At 35.1% G+C, this 21310-nt stretch carries 26 protein-coding genes and 1 tRNA gene; 11 read left to right on the plus strand and 16 right to left on the minus strand.

The window, feature by feature from the left end:
- Window positions 1–67 precede the first annotated feature (67 nt).
- Entirely contained in the window at window positions 68–307 is a 240-nt protein-coding gene (locus C8N46_RS20215) for a hypothetical protein (protein ID WP_146169878.1), read from the minus strand.
- 145 nt (window positions 308–452) lie between these two features.
- On the opposite strand from C8N46_RS20215, the gene C8N46_RS18250 reads away from it, so the two are divergent.
- Entirely contained in the window at window positions 453–1340 is an 888-nt protein-coding gene (locus C8N46_RS18250) for an RluA family pseudouridine synthase (protein WP_108116573.1), read from the plus strand.
- Between the two features lie 167 nt (window positions 1341–1507).
- Here the strand turns inward: C8N46_RS18250 and C8N46_RS20665 are convergent, their stop codons facing one another.
- The 6 genes from C8N46_RS20665 to C8N46_RS18260 form a co-directional block, all read right to left on the minus strand.
- On the minus strand, window positions 1508–1648 hold the full coding sequence (locus C8N46_RS20665) for a hypothetical protein (RefSeq protein WP_158269202.1): 141 nt from the start codon (window positions 1646–1648) through the stop codon (window positions 1508–1510).
- A 30-nt stretch (window positions 1649–1678) separates the two neighbouring features.
- Window positions 1679–1810: a hypothetical protein gene (locus C8N46_RS20995; protein ID WP_262498091.1), complete on the minus strand. Its 132-nt coding sequence runs from the start codon at window positions 1808–1810 to the stop codon at window positions 1679–1681.
- Between the two features lie 69 nt (window positions 1811–1879).
- Window positions 1880–2020, minus strand: a complete 141-nt coding sequence (locus C8N46_RS20670; protein WP_158269203.1) for a class I lanthipeptide — start codon at window positions 2018–2020, stop codon at window positions 1880–1882.
- 45 nt (window positions 2021–2065) lie between these two features.
- Window positions 2066–2215 carry a hypothetical protein gene (locus C8N46_RS20675; RefSeq protein WP_158269204.1) on the minus strand — a complete coding sequence of 50 codons (150 nt, stop codon included), beginning with the start codon at window positions 2213–2215 and terminating at the stop codon, window positions 2066–2068.
- 98 nt (window positions 2216–2313) lie between these two features.
- Window positions 2314–2511 carry a hypothetical protein gene (locus C8N46_RS18255; protein WP_108116549.1) on the minus strand — a complete coding sequence of 66 codons (198 nt, stop codon included), beginning with the start codon at window positions 2509–2511 and terminating at the stop codon, window positions 2314–2316.
- Between the two features lie 257 nt (window positions 2512–2768).
- On the minus strand, window positions 2769–3377 hold the full coding sequence (locus C8N46_RS18260) for a M15 family metallopeptidase (RefSeq protein WP_108116550.1): 609 nt from the start codon (window positions 3375–3377) through the stop codon (window positions 2769–2771).
- 107 nt (window positions 3378–3484) lie between these two features.
- Between C8N46_RS18260 and C8N46_RS18265 the strand changes: the two genes are divergently transcribed.
- The 9 genes from C8N46_RS18265 (at window position 3485) to C8N46_RS18305 (ending at window position 12355) form a co-directional block, all read left to right on the plus strand.
- A complete protein-coding gene (locus C8N46_RS18265; protein WP_108116551.1) occupies window positions 3485–4672 on the plus strand; it encodes a hypothetical protein in 1188 nt (395 codons plus the stop codon).
- Entirely contained in the window at window positions 4662–5264 is a 603-nt protein-coding gene (locus tag C8N46_RS18270) for an alpha-ketoglutarate-dependent dioxygenase AlkB family protein (RefSeq protein WP_108116552.1), read from the plus strand. The genes C8N46_RS18265 and C8N46_RS18270 overlap by 11 nt, the downstream gene beginning before the upstream one ends.
- Before the next feature lie 286 nt (window positions 5265–5550).
- Entirely contained in the window at window positions 5551–6411 is an 861-nt protein-coding gene (locus tag C8N46_RS18275) for an SPFH domain-containing protein (RefSeq protein WP_108116553.1), read from the plus strand.
- Between the two features lie 6 nt (window positions 6412–6417).
- A complete protein-coding gene (locus C8N46_RS18280; RefSeq protein WP_108116554.1) occupies window positions 6418–6705 on the plus strand; it encodes a DUF4177 domain-containing protein in 288 nt (95 codons plus the stop codon).
- Window positions 6678–7193, plus strand: coding sequence for a DUF1648 domain-containing protein (locus C8N46_RS18285; RefSeq protein ID WP_108116555.1), 516 nt, complete (start codon window positions 6678–6680; stop codon window positions 7191–7193). Before C8N46_RS18280 ends, C8N46_RS18285 begins: the two co-directional genes overlap by 28 nt.
- Window positions 7194–7284: 91 nt before the next feature.
- On the plus strand, window positions 7285–7470 hold the full coding sequence (locus tag C8N46_RS18290) for an Arc family DNA-binding protein (protein ID WP_108116556.1): 186 nt from the start codon (window positions 7285–7287) through the stop codon (window positions 7468–7470).
- A 132-nt stretch (window positions 7471–7602) separates the two neighbouring features.
- Window positions 7603–9480, plus strand: a complete 1878-nt coding sequence (locus tag C8N46_RS18295) for a M61 family metallopeptidase (protein WP_108116574.1) — start codon at window positions 7603–7605, stop codon at window positions 9478–9480.
- Between the two features lie 721 nt (window positions 9481–10201).
- Window positions 10202–11473, plus strand: a complete 1272-nt coding sequence (locus C8N46_RS18300; RefSeq protein WP_108116575.1) for a DUF819 family protein — start codon at window positions 10202–10204, stop codon at window positions 11471–11473.
- A 168-nt stretch (window positions 11474–11641) separates the two neighbouring features.
- Window positions 11642–12355, plus strand: coding sequence for a DUF4369 domain-containing protein (locus tag C8N46_RS18305; protein WP_108116557.1), 714 nt, complete (start codon window positions 11642–11644; stop codon window positions 12353–12355).
- 3 nt (window positions 12356–12358) lie between these two features.
- Here the strand turns inward: C8N46_RS18305 and C8N46_RS18310 are convergent, their stop codons facing one another.
- From C8N46_RS18310 to C8N46_RS18335, 5 genes are all read right to left on the minus strand, one after another.
- A complete protein-coding gene (locus C8N46_RS18310; RefSeq protein ID WP_108116558.1) occupies window positions 12359–12931 on the minus strand; it encodes a hypothetical protein in 573 nt (190 codons plus the stop codon).
- A 31-nt stretch (window positions 12932–12962) separates the two neighbouring features.
- Window positions 12963–13316: a hypothetical protein gene (locus tag C8N46_RS18315; RefSeq protein WP_146169879.1), complete on the minus strand. Its 354-nt coding sequence runs from the start codon at window positions 13314–13316 to the stop codon at window positions 12963–12965.
- Between the two features lie 631 nt (window positions 13317–13947).
- The gene (locus C8N46_RS18325; RefSeq protein ID WP_108116561.1) at window positions 13948–15183 is read right to left on the minus strand and encodes a DEAD/DEAH box helicase; all 1236 of its coding nucleotides are present in this window, start codon (window positions 15181–15183) and stop codon (window positions 13948–13950) included.
- 291 nt (window positions 15184–15474) lie between these two features.
- A tRNA-Thr gene (locus C8N46_RS18330) sits at window positions 15475–15548 on the minus strand.
- A gap of 57 nt (window positions 15549–15605) precedes the next feature.
- Window positions 15606–15872: a hypothetical protein gene (locus tag C8N46_RS18335; protein WP_108116562.1), complete on the minus strand. Its 267-nt coding sequence runs from the start codon at window positions 15870–15872 to the stop codon at window positions 15606–15608.
- A gap of 461 nt (window positions 15873–16333) precedes the next feature.
- On the opposite strand from C8N46_RS18335, the gene C8N46_RS18340 reads away from it, so the two are divergent.
- On the plus strand, window positions 16334–16708 hold the full coding sequence (locus C8N46_RS18340; RefSeq protein ID WP_108116563.1) for a hypothetical protein: 375 nt from the start codon (window positions 16334–16336) through the stop codon (window positions 16706–16708).
- A 309-nt stretch (window positions 16709–17017) separates the two neighbouring features.
- On the opposite strand, the gene C8N46_RS18345 is transcribed toward C8N46_RS18340, so the two are convergent.
- From C8N46_RS18345 to C8N46_RS18360, 4 genes are all read right to left on the minus strand, one after another.
- Entirely contained in the window at window positions 17018–17986 is a 969-nt protein-coding gene (locus C8N46_RS18345) for a type I phosphomannose isomerase catalytic subunit (RefSeq protein WP_108116576.1), read from the minus strand.
- Between the two features lie 13 nt (window positions 17987–17999).
- Window positions 18000–18410, minus strand: a complete 411-nt coding sequence (locus C8N46_RS18350; protein ID WP_108116564.1) for a 6-pyruvoyl trahydropterin synthase family protein — start codon at window positions 18408–18410, stop codon at window positions 18000–18002.
- Window positions 18407–18931 (minus strand): isopentenyl-diphosphate Delta-isomerase, encoded by a 525-nt coding sequence (idi, locus tag C8N46_RS18355; protein ID WP_108116565.1) that lies wholly within the window; start codon window positions 18929–18931, stop codon window positions 18407–18409. Before idi ends, C8N46_RS18350 begins: the two co-directional genes overlap by 4 nt.
- Before the next feature lie 422 nt (window positions 18932–19353).
- On the minus strand, window positions 19354–21300 hold the full coding sequence (locus C8N46_RS18360; protein ID WP_108116566.1) for an OmpA family protein: 1947 nt from the start codon (window positions 21298–21300) through the stop codon (window positions 19354–19356).
- Window positions 21301–21310: the final 10 nt, after the last annotated feature.

Raw genomic sequence — 21310 nt, forward strand, 5'->3', positions numbered from 1 at the left:
TATTTATAAAAAAACACGAAGCGCTTGAAAACGTTTCGTGTTTTTTATGAATCGTATGTTCAACTTCTTAATTCCTTCTTCGCGTAGACGAACGAACAGTGTTTTTTATTCGTGTATTATTAATCGTATGTATTCGCACAACAGTATCTTTTACCACACGCACTGTGGCAGTTACAGGTATGGTATTCCCTTCCAATTCTGACTCTCTCATGGTAGATTCATCAACAGTAATATCGTCTGAAGTGCAGGCTGTCATTAGTATAACGAGCAAACATACGGTAGAAAATAGTGCTTTCTTTAGATTCATAATGGCTATTTAGAAAGATTAAATATAAGACATATTTTAGAAAGAAAGTATGTTTTGCTGGCAATACTTTTTTGTGCGACTTAAAATATAATGCCTTCACGCCTATAAATACTTGTCGATTGTTATTTTTGTAAAAAGATTGTTTTTGAAACTTCTCGAAACTCATATTGTCTCTCAACTCACGAATCCACAACGAATTCAAGAGTATGATGTTTCTCATTTTAAAAGTGTGGCTACCAAAAGTGCTTTTAAAAAAATGCTTAAAAAACAGTTGATTACTGTAAACGACAAAAAAGCAACTACTGCAACTTATGTTTCTGAAAATGATGTCATTAAAATTCATGAAGCAGAAACTATTGTCAAAAAAATATTCAAGTTGAGTATTCCTGTTATTTTTGAAGATAACGATATTGCTATTATCAATAAACCCGCAGGATTTCCCACGAATGGTAATTATTTTAAAACCATTGAAAATGCGTTGCCACACAATTTAAAAGTTTCAACTGCTCATGATGCGCTTTCCTATCCAAAAGCGGTACATCGATTGGACAATCCGACAAGTGGTATTTTAATCATTGCGAAAACCAAAAGTGCGCAACGAGAGTTATACCGACAGTTTGAACAACAAAAAATTAACAAGATTTATGAAGCCATAGTGATTGGTAAAACCAATGAAAAAGGCGAAATTACCTCAGCAGTTTTTGAAAAAGAAGCGTTTACTAGTTACAAAACGCTTCAAACCGTTCCATCTCTTCAAAACAAATTTTTATCACATGTACAATTAGTTCCAAAAACAGGACGCACACATCAATTGCGTGTACATTTAGCCAGCATCAATCATCCTATTGTGGGCGATCAATTGTACGGAAAGGAAGCTGAAAATTATAAAAAAGGATTGTTTTTGTGCGCGACTTCAATTGCATTTGCACATCCCAAAACGGGAGAAAAGTTAGCGTTTTCCATTCATCCACCTAACAAATTTAAAAGCTTATTAGTGCGTGAAGCGAAACGATTTTTGAAGTTTAATGATTAGATTTCTTCGAAATTAGACTGTTTTAGACTTCTTTGAAGTTAGACTTTGTTAGATTTTTGGAATTCTTCGAAGTTAGATTGTTTTTTTCCAAAAAAATCTCCAAAATGAGCGCTTGATGTGTCAAACTTTTCATGTTGGAGATTGTTTTTTATCTTTTTTTAAATTTACTAAGAAGAAATATATTGTGTAATGGCGTTCATGGCTTTATCTGCCATTTTTGCTTTGTTCACAGTAGTTTCTTGAGTTTCTGTTCCACCTTTGATGGTAGAAACATTTTTAATTTTTAGTGCTGTTAACTTTTGTATCATAATTGTATGTTTTGGTAATTTTCTACTGCGTTACGATTGCATTAGCTGTGTTATTTTATTGTGCATTTTGTCTGCACTTTTTCTTCTTTCCGTATCGCTTTCTTCTCCTCCGACAATTTTAGCCGCGTTTGTAATTTTGAATGCTGTTAACTTTTGTATCATAATTTTAAGTATTTGGTTAATAATTAGTAAGATACAAAAAAAAGCGAACCGAAGTTCTCTCTATTTTCATTAATCTAACCAGCAGTCCCACCAAGTATTGCAAGCAGATCCAACACCCGAACCTCCTTTTACCTTGTCAATTTCAGTTACTTTTAGTTTTGAAACGCGCTTTTTAGATAAGTTTAATTTTTTTAGATTTCTTTTTTTCATGATTTGATTATTTATGGTTAATAAAAAGTTAATTAGCAGAAATATCTATTCCCATTGTGTGGTTGCCGTACAATTTGTCTGACAGCCGGTTTGCTGTTGATTGCTTTGCGTGGCTCCACCTTTAATGGCTGCTGTGTCAAACGTTGAAATAGTTTCTTTTGCTAAATTCAAATTGATTAGTCTTTTAGATTTCATGCTGTAATTTTGTTTGTTAATACTTAAATCTATAAAAACTAATACGGAATGAATTACGGGAATACCGTATTTTCCACTTTCAAAAAAGTTGACGTTTATTATATCATACCTCCGTCACATAAATAACCTGTAGAGCCTTGCGAACCAAAAGTCTGGCACCAACCTGCCGTATTACAACAGTTGCCTGGTCCACATTCTCCATGTGAACTGCATTGTCTTTTTCCACCTGTGATAGCTTGTTGTTGTACTTTTTCTAATAATTGCACTCCGTCTAATTTTAAAATATTTTGCAACATAATTCTTATGTGTTTTATTGGTTTATACAATCGGAAAATTAGACAATCATTTTCACTGTTAAGTATGGTAAAACCTTACTTAACAAATAATTAAGATACTTGAATCTTGCATATTTATAATAGAATAATGTATTCCGTGGCTGTAGCGCCGCCTGTAATATTTTCTGTGTTTGTGATTTCGAATTCTTGAAGTTTGTCTACCATATTTTCTAAATTTTAAATGAATTACTACGAAAGTATAAGTTCCAAAAATCATGTTACTTTACAGGAAAATCGAAATATTTATTATAATATGGCTCGCCGCGAAGTGTAAAATGCCACCATTCTTTCGGATAGTTTCGGAAACCGTTTTCCAACATCACTTTTTGCAATAGTTGACGATTTTCTAGTTGTTTTTCGGTTAACTCTTGATAGGAAACCCACGATATTTCTCCAAAAAAATCATACGAACTTCCCATGTCCAATTCCTGATTGGTTTTTAAATCGATAAGTGTAATATCAACCGTGCTTCCACTACTATGACGTGATTTGGTTGCGATGTATTCCAAGCGAAATAAATCTTTTTTGGCAACATTAGGATAAAACTGAGACTTCATCAGCGTATCGTTCAAATCGTATGCCCAACGACGAAAATGATCCACAGCACGTTGCGGTCGGTACGCATCAAATATTTTGATTCCTAACTGTTGCTTTTTGAGTGATTTTTGTACGTTTTGCAATGCTTTCGTAGCAGGTAAGGTCAAAATACACTGTTCGGCTTCGTAACCATCAATTGGAGTTCCTACAAAATTATTTGAGCCAAAATAGCGCAATTCCAATTCAACATCGGGAATATAATCTGTGACATATACGAAGCCTTTAGGCAATTGAGAAGATGAATGTATTGAAGATATACATATGAGAATAAATAGTATCTTTAAGAACTTTAGCATTAGACAAATTTACTATTTGTAAAATTACACATTAAAACCGCATGAACAAGACAAAAAAATCGAGTAACGATAATTTTTGGAAAATAATGACAACCATTATCATTGGAGGAACACTTTTAATTTTGGCTGTTTACTTTGGAAAAAAATATAAAGCTTCTCAAAAAACAGTAGAAATTACTAAATTTTATAATCAATTCTCAGATGATGATTATATCGATTTTGCAAAACAGCTTGAAGCATCAATATACGAAAATCGCCTTGAAGAGTTTAACAAGAAAGTAAATATAGCTTCACTATTAAATTTTTCAAATCAAGAACTGGCAGGAAGTTACAAAAAACGTACAGCCGTTAATTTTCTCAAATCATATATAAAAATTGGAAACTCCATAACAAATCAATTAGCACGTCCTAAGGATTTCAAGTATCTAAACTTTTACAAAAAAGAAGGAGTACCACATATTGTGTTTAGAGTTTATCGCTCTGATATCATAAATTTTATGGATTTTACTTTAGGGATTAAAAAAGATAAAATCATTATTAATGATATTTATAATTTCTTTTCGGGAGTTGCTTTTTCAGAAATGGCGTCAAAACTATATTATGAAGCGATGAACGAAGAAAATCAGTCATTTGAAGCTATAAGAAAGTATCAATCAGTCCAAAATTTCATCTCAATTGGCGACTATGAATCTGCTTATGATCTTTTAAAATCTATTGGTATTGAAAATAGAAATGACAATCATTATGGTTTTTTATTAATTACCGCTTCAAATCTTAGCTTTGATTTGCTTTTGGAAGTCATCACAGAAATGAAAACCCAGTTTTCAGAAGATGAGCGATTGCAAGCCTATTTGGATTTTCATGAAAAAGCCATCACAGGTGATTTGAAAGATTTGAGTGCCGCAGCAGAACATTTAAAAAAATACACAGGCGATGATATTGTGTACGATTTGTACAAAGGAATTTACTTTTATTTAAAAAATGAATATGAAGAAGCCTTGATATTCTTCAATCGTACGATTCAAAAAGATCCTACTTTTTTTGACGCATACAATTACAAACTCTTTAGCCTACTAATGCTGAATGAAGAAGAGAAAGCTCTGAATGTACTTGTTGAGTTGAAAAAAGATTTTTCAATTAGCGAAGAAACAATCATACTTGAGCTTCAAGATTTTCCTGAATTTATAGCATCTGAGGCGTTTCAAAACACTTTTAAAAATGCTGAATAAAATAAATCCTCAAGGTTTTCCTGTGCATCTTCCTGAAGCTGACATCACGTATTACCCAAATTTTATTGCTCCAAAAGAAGCGACTCGTATGTACGAAACCTTACTGAAAGAAACACCTTGGCAACAAGACGATATTAAAGTGTTTGGCAAAGTGTACGCGCAACCGCGATTGACAGCTTTGTACGGAACCAATCAAAAATCATATAGCTATTCGAATATAGAAATGACGCCGCACAAACTGACACCTTTATTGCAAGATTTAAAACAAAAAGTTGATACAATCTGTGATGAAAATTTTACAACCATGCTTCTTAATTATTATAGAGACGGAAAAGATAGCAACGGCTGGCACGCTGATAACGAAAAAGAATTAGGCACCAATCCTGTAATTGCTTCTTTGAGTTTTGGTCAAGAGCGGTATTTTCACTTAAAACATCGCACCAATAAAAGCTTGAAGCATAAAATTTTATTACAACACGGAAGTTTGTTGTTAATGAAAGGGGAAACACAACATAAATGGTTGCATCAAATTCCGAAAACCGCGCGAAAAATTAACGGTCGCATCAATATTACATTTCGCATAATTGCATAAAAAAAGCATCCCGAAGGATGCTCTTTTTTTAACTAACCAACCAAAAATGTAACAAGCTCTTTTTAGGAAGTAACCAGCTTCGCTAAACGTCGTTGCATTGTTACACTATACTGTAAACAAACCGCGTGCCAAACTTATTTTTTAAGCAAAAACTATTGCTAGTACTGATAAAATTGAATTTAAAAAAAACGTTTACCGAAATTTAATGGCATAGTTCTTAGTAAAATATAAAATTATTTTTATATTTTTATGATATCATTTTAATATCAATCTAAAATTCATCATCATGAAAGAAGAAAAAATTATTATCCCTGCAAACGGTTATTTAATGTTGTTTGTATTTTTAATCCTGTTTTTTGGAAGCATCACTGCCATGATTCTCTTGAAAAATCCAGTATTTATTCCTGTAATTATCATTGCATTGGTATTGGCGTTCGGTTTTATCATGGTCAATCCCAACGGTTCGCGCGTATTATTATTATTTGGTAAATATGTCGGCACGGTAAAGCAAAACGGTTTTTATTGGGTGAATCCTTTTTACACAAAGAAGAAAATTTCATTACGCGCTAGTAATTTTGATAGCGAACGCTTAAAAGTGAACGACAAACTCGGAAATCCTATCATGATTAGCACAATTTTAGTATGGCGTGTAAACAATACCTACAAAGCGGCTTTTGACGTTGACAATTACGAACATTTTGTGCGCGTACAAACCGATGCGGCAGTTCGAAAGTTGGCAAGTATGTATCCGTATGATAATTTTGCCGATGAAGGACACGATGAAGACATTACCTTGCGTTCTAGTGTCAATGAAGTTAGCGAAGCGTTGGAAAAAGAATTGGAAGAACGCTTATCCATTGCAGGAATTGAAGTATTGGAAGCGCGTATTGGATACTTGGCGTATGCACAAGAAATTGCTAGTGCTATGTTAAAAAGACAACAAGCAACCGCGATTGTTGCCGCGCGACATAAAATTGTAGAAGGCGCTGTAAGCATGGTCGAAATGGCGCTTCACGAATTAAACCAAAAAGAATTATTGGTACTTGATGAAGAACGAAAAGCAGCGATGGTAAGTAATTTATTAGTGATTTTATGTGGTGATAAAGAAGCTTCTCCGGTAGTAAATACAGGAACCTTACATCAATAAGATATCATGAAAGAATACAAAGTAGTAAAACCCAATTTGGGTTGGAAAAGTAGAAGTGAAAAACTTGAAGAAATTCTAAAAAATCATGCAAAACAAGGTTGGATTTTACACACCGTAACCAAACATGAAGGTTTTGTACAAATTATTTTTGAACGCAGTCAACTACTTCGGGGAAAGCCCACGAAGCATTCAGCAGAAACTATTAAAACATTTCGACGCAAGCGTCGGAGCATTATAAATCTCGATTATCGAGTAAAAACAGATAAATGTTACACAACAACAGACCTAAAATAAAAGTTCCTTTAGAACCTATTGACACAATCATAGAAGCAACTACAGCTGCATTGCTACTTGCATTATGGCTATATGTGATTGTTACGTACATGTCATTGCCAGAAACGATTCCGACACATTTCAATTACAAAGGAGAAGTAGATGGCACAGGTACTAAAAACATCATCTGGTTTTTGCTTGGTATCACAACAGTGATTGCCATTGGAATGCATGTGTTGACAAAGTTTCCACACATTCACAATTATATGGTCAATATCACAGAAGAAAATGCTGAACACAATTACCGATTGAGTAGTAGAATGTTGCGGTATGTAAACTTTCTTACGCTACTTTTATTGGCGTATGTATGTTATGCCATGATGCAAAAAGCATTAGGAAACAATGCTTTTACAGGAGAAATTATGACTTATATCATGATTGTATATGCGGTTATCATGCCGATTGTATTAATTGTATTTATGTTGAAAAATCAAAAAGCTCCAAAATAAACTTCTGCAGAAGTCAGAATGTATAACAAAAAACTTTTCGCCGCGAGTAACAGGATAATCAAATCTCGAATATCGAGTCAAAAAAATAAGTATGGCAAAAAAGAAAGCCTTTGCATTACGAATCAATGAAGAAATGTTGAAAGCTATTGAAAAATGGGCAGCAGACGAATTTCGCAGTACCAATGGACAAATAGAATGGATGCTGATGCAAAGTTTAAAAAATGCAAAAAGAGCACCCAAAAAACGAACAGATGATACGCAACAAACGCCCGACTAATGCTTCGGGAATTTGTTGTGTGTTTCTTTCAAAACCTCAAATTGCAATATCTTAACATTAATTAACACTCTTAGCTGTTACATTTTGAAAAAAAACGTACTAATTGCAACGTTGAATGTAAACAGAAAAATTATGCTCAGAAAAAAATTAGGAATTCTTGCCGCTGCAACTATCTTATTGGCAAGCTGTAATGCAGGAAAAGTTGGAACTGATGCCAACAAAGATATTGTCACTACGATTGACTTGGTCAATGTGGTGGAAGATAAAGTAAAAGTAGAAGTCAATCCTGGAAAGTTTCAAACAGAAACTGCAACGTTCAATATTCCGAAAACTGTTCCTGGTACGTATAGCGACGACAATTACGGCAGATATATTGCCGATTTCAAAGCGTATGATTACAAAGGAAATGAAGTTCCTACCTCAAAAGTAGATCAAAATTCATGGTTGATTCCCGATGCTAAAAAAGTGGACAAAGTTTCCTATTGGGTAAATGATACCTACGACACTGAGTCCGAAGAAAAAGAAGCCGTTTTCTCTCCTGCTGGCTCAAATATTTTAAAAGACAAAAACTTCGTATTGAATTTGCACGCCTTCGTAGGCTATTTCAGCGGAAGCGAGCAATATCCGTATCAAATCAAAGTACACTATCCTAAAAACTTGGAAGGTGTCACTTCCTTACCAAAAGTGGTTTCTGAACAAGAAGCTTTCAATATTGATACCTTTGGCGCGTCGCGTTATGCAGAAGTTACCGATAATCCAATCATGTATTCTGAGCCTGACATTGCTAGTTTTCAAGTAGGTGATATGAATATTTCATTAAGTGTGTATTCGCCAACAGGCGTATATTCAGCAGAAAAATTGAAAGGAAATATTGAAAAAATGATTTCGGCTCAAAAAAAGTTTCTCGGTGGCATTGATGCCACCAAACAATACAATATTTTACTGTATTTATCTACACTAAAACCTGATGATGCGAGAGGATTTGGAGCGTTAGAGCACAATACCTCAACGGTTGTGGTTTTGCCAGAACAAATGCAGCAAGCTGCTATAGAAAATGCACTAAAAGATGTAGTTTCACACGAGTTTTTTCACATCGTAACGCCATTGACGGTACATTCGGAAGAAATTCACTATTTTGATTACAACAATCCGAAAATGTCGCAACACTTGTGGATGTATGAAGGCGTGACTGAATATTTTGCCAATTTATTCCAAATAAATCAAGGGTTGATTGACGAAGAAGCATTCTACACCCGAATCAACACCAAAATTAAAAATTCGCGTTCACGCTACAACGATGCCATTTCATTTACCGAAATGAGTGCCAATATTCTTTCGGACGAATTTAAAGACGAATACGCCAATGTATATGAAAAAGGGACGCTTATCGCGATGGTTGTGGATTTAACAATTCGCGAAGAAAGCAATGGTGAAATGGGCATTTTAGACGTAATGAAAAAACTATCTGAAACCTACGGAAGTGAAAAACCGTTTAAAGATGATGAGCTTTTTGATAAAATCATCGAATTTACAACACCAAAATTAAGAAGCGTTATCGACACCTACATCAAAGGAAATACACCAATTCCGTACGATGAATTCCTTTCAAAAGTCGGATTGGAATTGGGCGAAACGCTTGATGAAACAGGATATTTTCTAAATGGACAAGTTCCATACATCAGTGTTGACAGACAAACAAAAGAAATTTTCATCATCCCAAATGGTGCGTTGAATTCGTTCCTAACCGACATCGGATTGCAAAACAGTGACATCATTACTGAAATCAACGACGTTGCGTATTCGCTTGACAATGTATACGACTTAATTGGAGCTTCAAGAAGTTGGAAAGAAGGCGATGCTATTACGATAAAAATCAAGCGTGATGGAGAAGTAAAAACCTTAACAGGAAACATTACCAAACCAACCACAAAAGGTACAGGAATCACCGTAAAAGACTTGCCAGAAAACAGCAAAGAAGTACAATTGCGAAAAGCGTGGTTGTATGAGTAGATTTTAGGTGTTGGGTTTTGGGTTTTTGGTTATAGGTGTTAGGCTTTTCACTTAAATTAAAAATATGAAACGTCATTGCGAGGAAGTATGACAAAGCAATCTGTTTGTATCAAATTCTCGCAATGACGTTTCAAAAACAAAACTCTATTTTGATTCTGAGCTTTGGTTTTTATGTTCATAAAAACAATTAGCTACTGGCACAAACTTTTCTAATTTAATTTTGACAATTATCTTTTTATAAATTCAAATTTTGGTATTTTGCGGCATAAACCATCCGATTATGTTAAAAAAAGCCGCTGCATTCCTCCTATTTTTGATGTCGTTTACGGTATTTTCACAAAACCTAACGATTGATAATATCGAAAGCAAACAACAAAGCTTCAACGCAAAAGTTACGATTGATTCTATTGCCTTTACAGGATTTGATTTAAAAATTAAAGTCAACGATTCGTTTGCTAGTATTGAAAATATAAAAAACATTCAAAAATCGTTTTTAGCAAATGGCGATTTCAAATTTGACATAAAAAACTCAGAAGCGTCTATTTCATACAAAGGAGACGAGGTATATTCTACCGTAAAACCGTTACTGCTTTTTGAACTCTCCAACACACCCAAAAAAGGATTTTCGGACGTGATTTACGAATTTACCGAAGTGAATTTTTACAATGGTGAGCAAACAATTACGATTCTTCCCAAGAAACAAAAAATAAAGAAAACCATCATTCACCCAAAACCATTTTTTAGCAGCGACAAAGTGGTTTTCGGAATTTTAATGCTGCTTTTAGGTTTTGTTTTTTATACAGAAGCGAGCAAAAATGCAGGTTGGAAAAAGTTTTACAAATACGTTCCAGCCTTATTAATTTGCTATTTATTGCCTGCCATTCTAAGTTCGTTCGGAATCATTTCCGATAAATATTCAGAAGCGTATTTCATTGCGAGTCGCTTCCTATTGCCCGCTGCATTAGTATTAATGACCTTGAGTATTGACTTAAAAGGTGTGTTCAATTTAGGACCGAAAGCGTTGATTATGTTCTTTACAGGAACCGTCGGAATCATTATTGGTGGACCGTTGGCAATTTTGTTAATCTCTATATTTTCACCAGAAACCGTTGGCGGCGCAGGACCTGATGCAGTCTGGCGTGGATTATCTACCTTGGCGGGAAGTTGGATTGGCGGCGGTGCCAATCAAGCAGCCATGTTAGAAATCTTTGAATACAGTCAAGACAAATACGGCGCAATGGTCTTGGTGGATATTGTCGTAGCTAATTTATGGATGGCGATTTTACTTTTCGGAATTGGAAAATCGAAAAAGATTGATAAAAAACTAAACGCAGATACTTCTGCTATTGAACGATTAAAAGAACGCGTTTCAGCATTTACCGATAAAATAAAACGAAATCCAACCTTAACCGAATTGATGATTATTTTGGCATTAGCGTTTGGTGGCGTTTCTTTAGCGCATTTTGGTGCAGGTGCCATTACAGACTTTCTTGGACAGTTTGCAATTGTTAAAAATGATGATGGCGCGTTGTCCTTTTTAGGTTCGTCTTTCTTCTGGATGATTACCATTGCTACTGCGTTTGGAATTATGCTATCGTACACCAAAGCCAAAAATTATGAAGGTGCTGGCGCGAGTAAAATTGGAAGCATTTTTATTTACATATTAGTGGCTTCTATCGGAATGAAAATGGACTTAGGAAAAGTACTAGAAAATCCAGGATTGTTAGCGGTTGGACTCGTTTGGATGGCGATTCACGCAGGCTTGTTGATTTTAGTCGCAAAACTCATTCGTGCGCCATATTTCTTCCTCGCTGTGGGAAGTCAGGCAAATGTTGGTGGTGCGGCTTCTGCTCCGATTGTGGCTTCTGCTTTTCACCCATCGTTAACATCGGTTGGTGTCTTGCTGGCAGTCTTTGGTTATGTTGTGGGAACCTATGGCGCTATTTTGTGTACTGTTTTGATGGAAATAGCTTCGAAAACTGTAGTTCCTTAAACTAACAAAATCATTGCTTAAATAACCCTAATTTTCCATGAAAACAGTTGCTTTATTTTTTGGTAAAAACTGTGTTTTTTGCCTTAATCGTATGGCATTTTCTTAAAGAATCTAATAGGTTATTTAAGACTAATTTAGCTATATTTGCGCTCTTTAAAACTCAATACAATGTTCAGAAAATGTTTGATACTCCTAGCGATTTTAGGATTTATTGCTTGTGGGAAAGAAATAAAAGGAAATTTAACCATAACAGGAAATATAGACGGTTTAAAAGAAGGAACGCTCTATTTGCAAAAAGTGCAAGACACCACTTTGGTAAACTTAGATTCTCTTGTCGTGAATGGCGATGCTCATTTTACATTTCACACCACTATTGAAGAGCCAGAAGTATTGTACATGTATTTGGACAAAAAGGATTTTAACGATTTGAATGATCGTGTAGAGTTTTTTGCAGAGTCAGGCGAAATGACTTTCAATACGACCTTGCGCCGATTTGTAAACGATGCCAAAGTAACAGGTTCTAAAAACCATAACGATTTGGTGACTTTTAAAGAATTCATGACCAAATTCAACACCAAAGAATTGATGCTATTGCGCGACGGAATGGACGCAAAGAAGGAAGAAGATGTAAAAAAGGTTCAAGAAATCAACACGCAAATTTCGAATTACGCGAAAAGTCGTATGCGTTACATCTTAAACTACGCCATCACCAATGGTGATAAAGAAATTGCACCGTATGTAGTTACGACGGAAGCCTCTGACGCCAACGAAAAGTTTTTAGATACCGTTTACAAGCGACTTTCTCCAAAAATCGCGGATTCTAAATATGGCAAAAAGTTGAAGGAATTGTTGGAAGCGCGAAAGGTTGAGGAAAAGGAATAAGTTTTATAGCTTATCCAGCACTTTTAAAATTTTTTTGGTGAATTTTTCTGTTTTGAGCGGACTATGTTTGTATTCGTAATGCTCAATCACTTTCCGTGTTTTATTAATGTTATCAATCAAAACGACATACAAAACACCGCTTTCCAAATCGCCAAAATAACCATTCGTACACAGAAAAATACTATACGGTTTTCCTTCGGTTATAATTTCCTTTGGTGCTTCTATCGCTTTAAAAGTAAGTCCAGTTTCCAATTTTCTGTTTATGGTGTATGAATCTAGAAACATAAACGGAACTTCCACATACGGCATGTCGGGAAATTTTTGTTGAATTGTAGTCAACATCACTTTTCGGAGTGATTCTCTTTTTTGTGGATGCTTTATGAATTGTCCTTTACGCTTTTCTTTCAATTCAGTTTTTGGCGTAATGATTTGAATATCTTTTAACGGAATCTGAAGGTTTTTAGTTACATTTTTATTTGCAGAAACTTCTTTCGGTGCAGCACAGCTTACGAGTAAAATTAGGAGTGAAAATGAAATTACAAAGCAAGTTTGACAAAATATCTTTTGTGGCATCATGTGCAGATTTTTTTGAGCAGTCGATATAAAATCAATTCAACCCATCCATAAATTCCAGCTTAACTTTGGTGAGTTTTTCGGTATCAAAGTACAATTCACTGCCTTTTTTTAGTGGAACTTTGGTTGTTTTACCTGGAGTTAATTCAATTTCTCGGAAAATTTTTCCTTTGTACTGCACTCTGATTGAAAACGTATATTTACCAATATTTTCAACAATCGCAATGCTATTTCCGTCTTTATACGGATTGATAGCGCCATCTTGTCCAGGACCTTTTCCAGTCATCAACATGCTTTGCTGCGGTTTGATTTCGAAAATGGTATGGTCTTTCTGCGCGTAGGATTGCAACGCAAAAAGCATCGCAAAAAGTATTAGGTAATTTTTCATTAGTTTAGGTTTTAATGTTATTCTATGATTTCTCTAAGATACAATTTATTTAGGTGTTTATATAAAGGCTTTTGTTTAAAAGAAGATTTTTCTAAACCTAAAAAAACAGATTACTTCGTCATTCTTCCTCGTAAAGACGTATCAAAAAATTAAAGTATAATCAAGAAGTTACTTTTCACAATACGCTCCAACTTCGCCCGATTCTATTGACTTAATAATCACCCTTTTCCCAGAACCTAAAAAGCTTTTGTTCTTAGCAATTATAAGAGCATTTGGAATATTATTAATATAGATAGTATCATTTCGAAACTGCATTTGAACAGAATTGAATAAATCCCCAATATAGTAACCACCGCAATATTTCCACATTCCCTTTTCTAACTCAGAAGTTTTAAATGAACACGAAATAAAAAAGATTGAAAGTATAAAAATTGATATGTGTTGAGGAAATTTCATTTTAATTTTTGATTTATATCGTTAATCAAGAAAGCATTATATTTCATAGCATTTCTCGATACAAATTTGCTTTATTTCGACAAGCTCAATAATAGCAAATTCACTCGAAATGACGATTGAAATTCATTATAAAAAATCAAAAATCGTACATCAACAATCTACAATCGTACATCCTCTAATACCACCGTTTTTTCTTCTTTTTAGAAGCTTCCGATTTTCTCCCTTTTTTGTATTTACTTCCTTTCTTTTTGTGTACTGGAGGCTTTGCTTTAGGATCGAGCGGATATGGATGCTCTTCTTCTACTGGAATTTGCGCATTGATGAGTTGCTGAATGTCTTTGATATAGTTTTTTTCATCTGCCGAACAGAAGGAAATTGCCATTCCCGAAGCGCCTGCTCTTGCCGTTCTTCCGATTCTGTGCACATAGGTTTCCGAAACATTGGAAATATCAAAGTTGATAACAACATCTACGTCTTTAATATCAATTCCGCGCGCAGCGACATCCGTTGCGATGAAAATATCAGCTACACCATCTTTAAAATCATTTAACGCCTGTTGACGCAAACTTTGCGATTTATCGCCATGAATGCTCGCAACTTTATAGTTGTTTCGCAGCAGTGTTTTTTCAAGCTTATCAACACCGTATTTGGTGCGTCTAAAAATGATAATACTTCCTTTTAACGTGTTTCGCAGCAAATGCAAACACAACTCTATCTTTTTAGGTTTTGGCACATAATATAGAACTTGTTGTACACCTTTTGCCGTAGACGATGTCGGCGCGACTTCAATGTATTCTGGTGTTTTCAGAATTGAGTTTGCCAAATGTTCCACTTTGTATGGCATGGTAGCCGAAAACAGTAAAATTTGCTTGTCAGCAGGACATAAACGCTCAATTTTCCGAACATCATCAATAAATCCCATATCGAGCATCAAATCGGCTTCGTCTAGTACTAACGTTTCTACATAATCTAAATTGACAACATCTTGTTTATGTAAATCGAGCAGTCTTCCGGGCGTTGCTACTAAAATGTCAATTCCTTTTTTGAGGATGTCTATTTGTGGTTCTATAGAAGCTCCACCAAAAACAACGCCTGTACGCAAGTTTGTGTATTGACCGTACACTTTGAAATTTTCTTCAATTTGGATTGCCAATTCTCGCGTAGGACACACAACCAAGACTTTTATTTTCTTACCTTTTTTTGGCGCGTCTTGCTTATCGAACAGCAATTGTAACATAGGCAATGCATAGGCTGCAGTTTTCCCAGTTCCTGTTTGCGCAGAAACTATTAAATCCTTTTTAAGCAATATGACAGGAATGGCTCTTTCTTGAACTAATGTAGGTTCTTCGTAGCCTTTTTCAAATAAAGCACGGATAATCGGTTTGTTGAGTTTTAGTTCTTTGAAAGTCATATTGGATGTTGTGTTTTGGGTGTTGGATCGCTTTGCCTTTGTTGTTTGTTTTTCGTTTTTTGTCGATTCGTCTATTTGTTACTCTTAACTTCGTTATTCGTTATTCGTTATTCGTTGTTTGTTGATTGGTCAATTGCCTTGTCTCTTTATTCTTGACTCTTGATTCTGTGTTAAAAGTAACCTTTTTAATTAGAAACGTAAACTAGTAAACTTATAAACTGCTAAACTTCATAAAAAGTAGGCATAAAAAAAACAGCAACCATTTACGATTACTGTTCTTATGATACTTTGAGCCGATGGAGGGACTCGAACCCACGACCTGCTGATTACAAATCAGCTGCTCTAGCCAGCTGAGCTACATCGGCAAAGCGGTTGCAAATATAAAAACCTTTTTATTTTTTGCAAACGTTTTTTTTATTTTTTTAAAGTGCGTTAATTTTAGTCACTAAATCTGTTGCTTTGGTTTCTAAAGATTGTCTGATTCCTCTGAAGTGTGCTTTTGGATTTTCAACACCTCTTTTGTTTGTTTCTGCGATTAATTCATCAAAACTTTGGATAGATTCGTCAATAATTTCTTCACTTTTTGTAGCATCTGCATCTGGATTAGCTGCTTGCCACAACAATGAAACTTCAATAATATCTCCAAATACATTGTTTAAGTCTTTCTTTAAATCTCTTTTATTCGCCATGGTGTAAAATTTTTGACAAATTTACACTAAAATGGTCTATTATTTGTTATAAATAACACAAATGTTAGTTTGTCTAATTTTAATTTTCTAGTTTTATACGCATGAATGCTTTAGTACAGTTATATCGTCAATTTATGAATCGCAGCGCGCAACCGAAGCGCCAGATGATTTGTATTCCTGTGTCAATTCGTAAACGCCCGCACTATAAGCATCGACGTAAGTATTAGTTAACAATTCAATATCTATATTATAAACTTATAAGGTGCTTTTTACAAAGCACCTTTTTTATTTTTAATCTGTTTAATTTTTAAAATTCTTTCGTATGAAATCTACAAAAAATGTTCGCCAAATGATTCCCATGATGATTCGCTTTTGCAAATCCGTTTGCTTTGTCAAAACTTCAAAATCATTTACACCTTTAATACCAATACCACTTTTGTTGCATCATTAAATTTATAGTTATGAACACATCCACAAAACATATTGTACAGACCAATATTCAATTTTTAGTTACGAAAAAAGTAACGAATAGCAACGGATTTTTACATCCACATATTCTTTTTGATAAAATTCAAACAGTAGCCACCTATCCAATTAGAGAGTTTTATACTCATGAAATTCCTGCCATTGTCGATTATTCTTTTAAAATGACCAAAAGCGCGCGAGTGAACGATAGTTTGACCATTCAGGCACAATTAATTCAGCAAGAGCATGAAAAGTTGAAAGTTCGCATTATGGTTTCCAAATCAAAGAAGAAATCGAAAACTGAAGAGATTATTTGCAACGCGTTGTTTGGCTTTCCACTAACAGAGCAACCGATACGCAACGTTTCGTGAGTAATAAGATTCCCAAGTGGCTTCGCTTGGGATTTTTTTTATAATAGTACGAGTTGTAAGCTCACTCTGATTGTTTAGACTTGCTTAGATTCTTTAGACTTACTTAGACTTTTTTTGCTTGCGCGATTAAATGATTTAAATATTAAAAGATTGAATAATTTTATCTAATTGGAAACTCGCGTTGATTCTTTAGACTTGCTTAGATTCTTTAGATTTACTTAGACTTTTTTTGCTTGCGCAATTAAATGATTTAAAAATTAAAAGATTGAATGATTTTTCAGTTTTGTCTGATGAAAAACTCGCGTTGACTTATTTAATGTATACTTCCAAAAGTTCGGAAGCTTCTGTAGTGCTTATTTTGATGTTTTTAAGGGAAGCTGGAAGCAATAGCGTTTCTCCGAATTTGAGTTCGTTTTTGTATTCATTGGCTTCAAAAAGCACGTTTCCTTTTACACACATGTAAATCACAAACGAATCTTTATCGTCATGATTGATGTGCTTTTCTCCCGTAAAAGGAATGAGATTTGTAGTGAAATATGGACAATCTACAAGGGTTGTGCTGTTGTTTTGTGTTGCAGTGTAGGTTGTTTTGTAATTGTCGTGTTTTGTGTAATCAATCGCATCTACGGCTAATGCTGTGTGCAATTCACGCGCGTTTCCTTCCGCGTCTACCCGATTCCAATCGTAAATACGATAGGTAATGTCAGAAGTTTGTTGAATTTCCGCTAAAACGATTCCGCCGCCAATGGCATGAATTCTGCCCGTAGGCAAAAAATAGACATCGCCTTTTTGTACTTCCTCAAAGTTGAGAATTTCAGTTATGGTATTATTTTCTACATGCTTTTGATAGTTTTCTTTGGTGACTTCTTGATTGAAGCCGACCATCAATTTTGCACCTATATCTGCATGCATTACATACCACATTTCGGTTTTTCCAAACGAATTGTGACGTTGCTGCGCCAATTCGTCATTGGGATGCACTTGGATAGATAAATCGCTTTTGGCATCGATGTATTTGATAAGTAATGGAAATTTTGTTCCAAACTGTTTGTACACTTTTTCACCCAATAATGCTTCTTGAAATGTTTCAGAGAGTTCTTGTAGCGTTTTTCCTTTCAGTGCTCCTTCTGCCACTACAGAGGGTTCTCCTTCTACGTCTGACACTTCCCAACTTTCACCAATAGCTTCGCCTGATACATTTTTGTGGAGTTGCGTACGCAATTTGTTTCCGCCCCAAATACGTTCTTTGAAAATGGGTTTAAATTTTAGAGGATACAGTGTCATCATAGTGTTATTCGCCTGCGTATTTCACAAAGTTTCTTGGTGTTTCATACAGCACAACTTCTAGTGCTAACGAAGCAGCGATATGCTTTCTGAGTTTGTTCCATATTACAACCACAATATTTTCCGCTGTAGGATTTAGATTTTTAAATTCAGGAACGTCCAAGTTTAGATTTTTATGATCAAAAGCGTCTTCTACTTCTGCTTTTATCAAGTCTTTCAACACTTTGACATCCATCACAAATCCTGTTTCGGGATTGATAGGTCCTGTAACGCTGACAATCATTTCATAGTTGTGACCGTGATAGTTTGGATTGTTACATTTTCCAAATACAGCATCGTTTTTAGCATCGTCCCAATCTGGTCGATATAATCGGTGTGCGGCGTTGAAATGAGCTCTTCTACTTACGGTAACTTTCATGTATCGACTTTTATATGTTCGTAAAATTTTTCAAATATAATTTTGAACCAAGCTGTGTACACATCGGGATTTGCCGCAATGTCATCTTTGACTGCCTGCACGTCCATCCACTTCCACGAAGCTACTTCATCTGGATTGATGACAGGTTCGTCATTAAAGGTTCCTATCATCACATGATCGTATTCATGTTCGGTTAATCCGTTGTCAAAAGCCGCTTTGTATATAAACGAAACTGCTTCCGTAAGTTCAGTAACAAAGCCCATTTCTTCTTGCAATCTTCGTTTACCTGCAGCAATGTTGCTTTCACCTACGCGTTGGTGACTGCAACAGGTATTGGTCCATAAACCTGGAGAATGGTATTTGTGTAACGCGCGTTGTTGTAGCATGAGTTCTCCTTTGTCATTAAGAACAAATACTGAAAAAGCTCTGTGTAGTAGTGCTTTTTCATGCGCTTCTATTTTCTCCATAACGCCGATTTGCTCGTCGTTTTCGTTTACTAGAATTACGTTTTCTTGTGTCATAAGTTCAGTTAGACTACAAATTTACGAAATAGCTTTTGGGGAAGTTTGGCATATTTCACAACTTTTAGTTAAAATTAACATAAGAACTAAGAATTTTCAATTCTATTTTTAAGAATCTTTTTGAAGAAATACTACACTTTGCAGGATTTAAAGAGTGTTGTTTTACGCTAGTTTTAGTGTAATTAATCTTTAAAACTTTTTAGTTATGAAAAAACAACATTTAAATTCGTTACAATTAAACAAAAGAGCCATTTCAAATTTCACATCAAATGCAATTACTGGAGGAGATAAGATAACATTAACAATCGTTAAGTCATGCGTTGGTGTTTGCTACAGTGATCTTTGTGATACTACTGATTGATTTTAAAACTTTAAAGTTGGTTGAAAATAAGAAACCTCCGGTAATACGGAGGTTTCTTATTTTATCTTTCTACAACGATAAATTCGCTTCGTCTGTTGAGCTGATGTTCTTCTTCAGTACATTTTACTCCATTGCTACATTTGTTGACCAATCGTTCTTCTCCATATCCGTCTCCTGTAATTCTGCTTGCATCAATTCCTCGAGAAATAATGTATTCTTTTGTGGATTTGTTTCTGCGTTGCGATAATTTTTTATTGTATGCATCTCTACCGCGACTGTCCGTATGCGAGCGCACATCGATTTTTAAGGTTGGATATTTTTTCATCACAGCAATTACTTTTTCTAGTTCTGTAGCAGCATCTGGACGAATATTGGATTTGTCAAAATCGAAATAAATGATTGGAATATCTAGAATTTTCGCTAAATCGTCTCCAACTTTGAATGGTATTTCTTCTTTTTCAAGCAATACGACTGTTGATCTTATGCCCGCAGCTTCTTGCTTTGGCATTAGGACTTCGGCAGAATTATAATCTTGCTTAGACGCTCTAACAAAATACACTTCATTACATTCAATTGGCGTTTTGAATCGGAATTTCCCTTGGTCGTCCGTATAGGTAACTTCTAGTTGTGTGTTGTCATTATCAAGTAGTCTTACTTCGGCTCCTGTTAGGATTTCATTCGATTTTGTGTCTTTCGTAACACCGACAATTTCTTGCTCGCACGACCATTGTATTGGCTTTATTTCCAAGAACGAATAGATATCATCATCTCCTTGCCCGCCATCTCGATTGGACGCGAAATAGCCTTTTTTAGTTTTTGTGTTGATGATGAACGAGAAGTCATCTACCGAACTGTTTACAGGCTCGCCTACGTTGTAAATAATTTGTTCTGCATCATCAAGACGCATTACGAAAATATCCAATCCGCCCAAACCTACATGTCCGTCAGAAGAAAAATACAGTTCGTTGTCTTGACTTACAAACGGAAAGTTTTCTCTAGCTTCTGTATTGATGCCTTTCCCTAAGTTTTTTGGTTCGCCAAACGTTCCGTCATCGTTGATATCAACCACATATAAATCTGATTGTCCAACCGTTCCTGGCATGTCAGAAGCAAAATAAAGCTGTTTTTCATCTACGCTTAACGCTGGATGTGCTACCGAATACAAATCACTGTTAAATGGCAATTCTTCCACATTTTCCCAACCATTTTCACCTCGTGTGGCGCGGAAAATTTTCAGTTTGTTTATTCCTTTTTTATCTTTTTTGTATTTTCCTTTGTAATAGTTGTTACGCGTAAAATACATTGTTTTTCCATCTTTGGTAAATGCGGTGGTTGATTCGTGATATTTGGTATTTAGTTTTCCTGAAAATTTATCAACATTCGCCAAACTACCATTTTCAGCTACTTCAGCACCGTATAAATCTAAGAACGGACGTGCATTCCATTTGTGTTTGTAGCGTTGTGCAATGCCTGTATCTCTTGCCGAAGAGAACACTAAATTATTTTCTAAATAGAACGAAGGCGCAAAGTCTGAATATGGCGAATTCACTCCTAAGTTTTCAATGCGAAAACGACCTGATTGTTCTGCAATTTGATCTAAATAGTTTCGGGTATTGATAAATTTTGTTCCGCGGATGTCATTTCCTGTCAAGCGATTAAATTCTTGCATTTTTTCATCGGATTCCGCATAGCGTTTTTCAGCTTTGAGTGCTTGTGCATAACGGAAATAGTATTCTGGTGCAACGTCTTCTCCAAGATTGAACAATTCGCCATACCATTTAGACGCGTTGATTAAATCTGCCTTGAAATAGTAAGCATTTCCCAATTTTTCAAAGAGTTCTTTCGATTTGTATCCTTCTTCTGCAACTTCCTCGTAAATTTCAATAGCATTCACAAAAGCATAACTATCGTATTTTTTGTCTGCTTTGTCGAGTTTTCGTTCTTGAGCATTTCCCACCAATACGAATAAAGATAGGACCGTGTATATGAGATATTTTGTTCGTGTCATCATCGTTGGT

This window comes from Kordia periserrulae (genome assembly GCF_003054265.1).
Classification (GTDB): Bacteria; Bacteroidota; Bacteroidia; order Flavobacteriales; family Flavobacteriaceae; genus Kordia; species Kordia periserrulae.

Excerpts from the sequence above, each read along its gene's own strand:
- C8N46_RS18275 (WP_108116553.1), top strand. The coding sequence starts at position 5,551 with ATGAAAGAAGAAAAAATTATTATCCCTGCAAACGGTTATTTAATGTTG.
- idi (WP_108116565.1), bottom strand. The coding sequence starts at position 18,931 with ATGACACAAGAAAACGTAATTCTAGTAAACGAAAACGACGAGCAAATC.
- C8N46_RS18290 (WP_108116556.1), top strand. The coding sequence starts at position 7,285 with ATGGCAAAAAAGAAAGCCTTTGCATTACGAATCAATGAAGAAATGTTG.
- C8N46_RS18270 (WP_108116552.1), top strand. The coding sequence starts at position 4,662 with ATGCTGAATAAAATAAATCCTCAAGGTTTTCCTGTGCATCTTCCTGAA.
- C8N46_RS18305 (WP_108116557.1), top strand. The coding sequence starts at position 11,642 with ATGTTCAGAAAATGTTTGATACTCCTAGCGATTTTAGGATTTATTGCT.
- C8N46_RS18325 (WP_108116561.1), bottom strand. The coding sequence starts at position 15,183 with ATGACTTTCAAAGAACTAAAACTCAACAAACCGATTATCCGTGCTTTA.
- C8N46_RS18350 (WP_108116564.1), bottom strand. The coding sequence starts at position 18,410 with ATGAAAGTTACCGTAAGTAGAAGAGCTCATTTCAACGCCGCACACCGA.
- C8N46_RS18360 (WP_108116566.1), bottom strand. The coding sequence starts at position 21,300 with ATGACACGAACAAAATATCTCATATACACGGTCCTATCTTTATTCGTA.
- C8N46_RS18340 (WP_108116563.1), top strand. The coding sequence starts at position 16,334 with ATGAACACATCCACAAAACATATTGTACAGACCAATATTCAATTTTTA.
- C8N46_RS18295 (WP_108116574.1), top strand. The coding sequence starts at position 7,603 with ATGCTCAGAAAAAAATTAGGAATTCTTGCCGCTGCAACTATCTTATTG.
- C8N46_RS18315 (WP_146169879.1), bottom strand. The coding sequence starts at position 13,316 with ATGAAAAATTACCTAATACTTTTTGCGATGCTTTTTGCGTTGCAATCC.
- C8N46_RS18255 (WP_108116549.1), bottom strand. The coding sequence starts at position 2,511 with ATGTTGCAAAATATTTTAAAATTAGACGGAGTGCAATTATTAGAAAAA.
- C8N46_RS18265 (WP_108116551.1), top strand. The coding sequence starts at position 3,485 with ATGAACAAGACAAAAAAATCGAGTAACGATAATTTTTGGAAAATAATG.
- C8N46_RS20670 (WP_158269203.1), bottom strand. The coding sequence starts at position 2,020 with ATGAAAAAAAGAAATCTAAAAAAATTAAACTTATCTAAAAAGCGCGTT.
- C8N46_RS20665 (WP_158269202.1), bottom strand. The coding sequence starts at position 1,648 with ATGATACAAAAGTTAACAGCACTAAAAATTAAAAATGTTTCTACCATC.
- C8N46_RS18335 (WP_108116562.1), bottom strand. The coding sequence starts at position 15,872 with ATGGCGAATAAAAGAGATTTAAAGAAAGACTTAAACAATGTATTTGGA.
- C8N46_RS18285 (WP_108116555.1), top strand. The coding sequence starts at position 6,678 with ATGTTACACAACAACAGACCTAAAATAAAAGTTCCTTTAGAACCTATT.
- C8N46_RS18310 (WP_108116558.1), bottom strand. The coding sequence starts at position 12,931 with ATGATGCCACAAAAGATATTTTGTCAAACTTGCTTTGTAATTTCATTT.
- C8N46_RS20215 (WP_146169878.1), bottom strand. The coding sequence starts at position 307 with ATGAATCTAAAGAAAGCACTATTTTCTACCGTATGTTTGCTCGTTATA.
- C8N46_RS18280 (WP_108116554.1), top strand. The coding sequence starts at position 6,418 with ATGAAAGAATACAAAGTAGTAAAACCCAATTTGGGTTGGAAAAGTAGA.
- C8N46_RS20995 (WP_262498091.1), bottom strand. The coding sequence starts at position 1,810 with ATGATACAAAAGTTAACAGCATTCAAAATTACAAACGCGGCTAAAATT.
- C8N46_RS20675 (WP_158269204.1), bottom strand. The coding sequence starts at position 2,215 with ATGAAATCTAAAAGACTAATCAATTTGAATTTAGCAAAAGAAACTATT.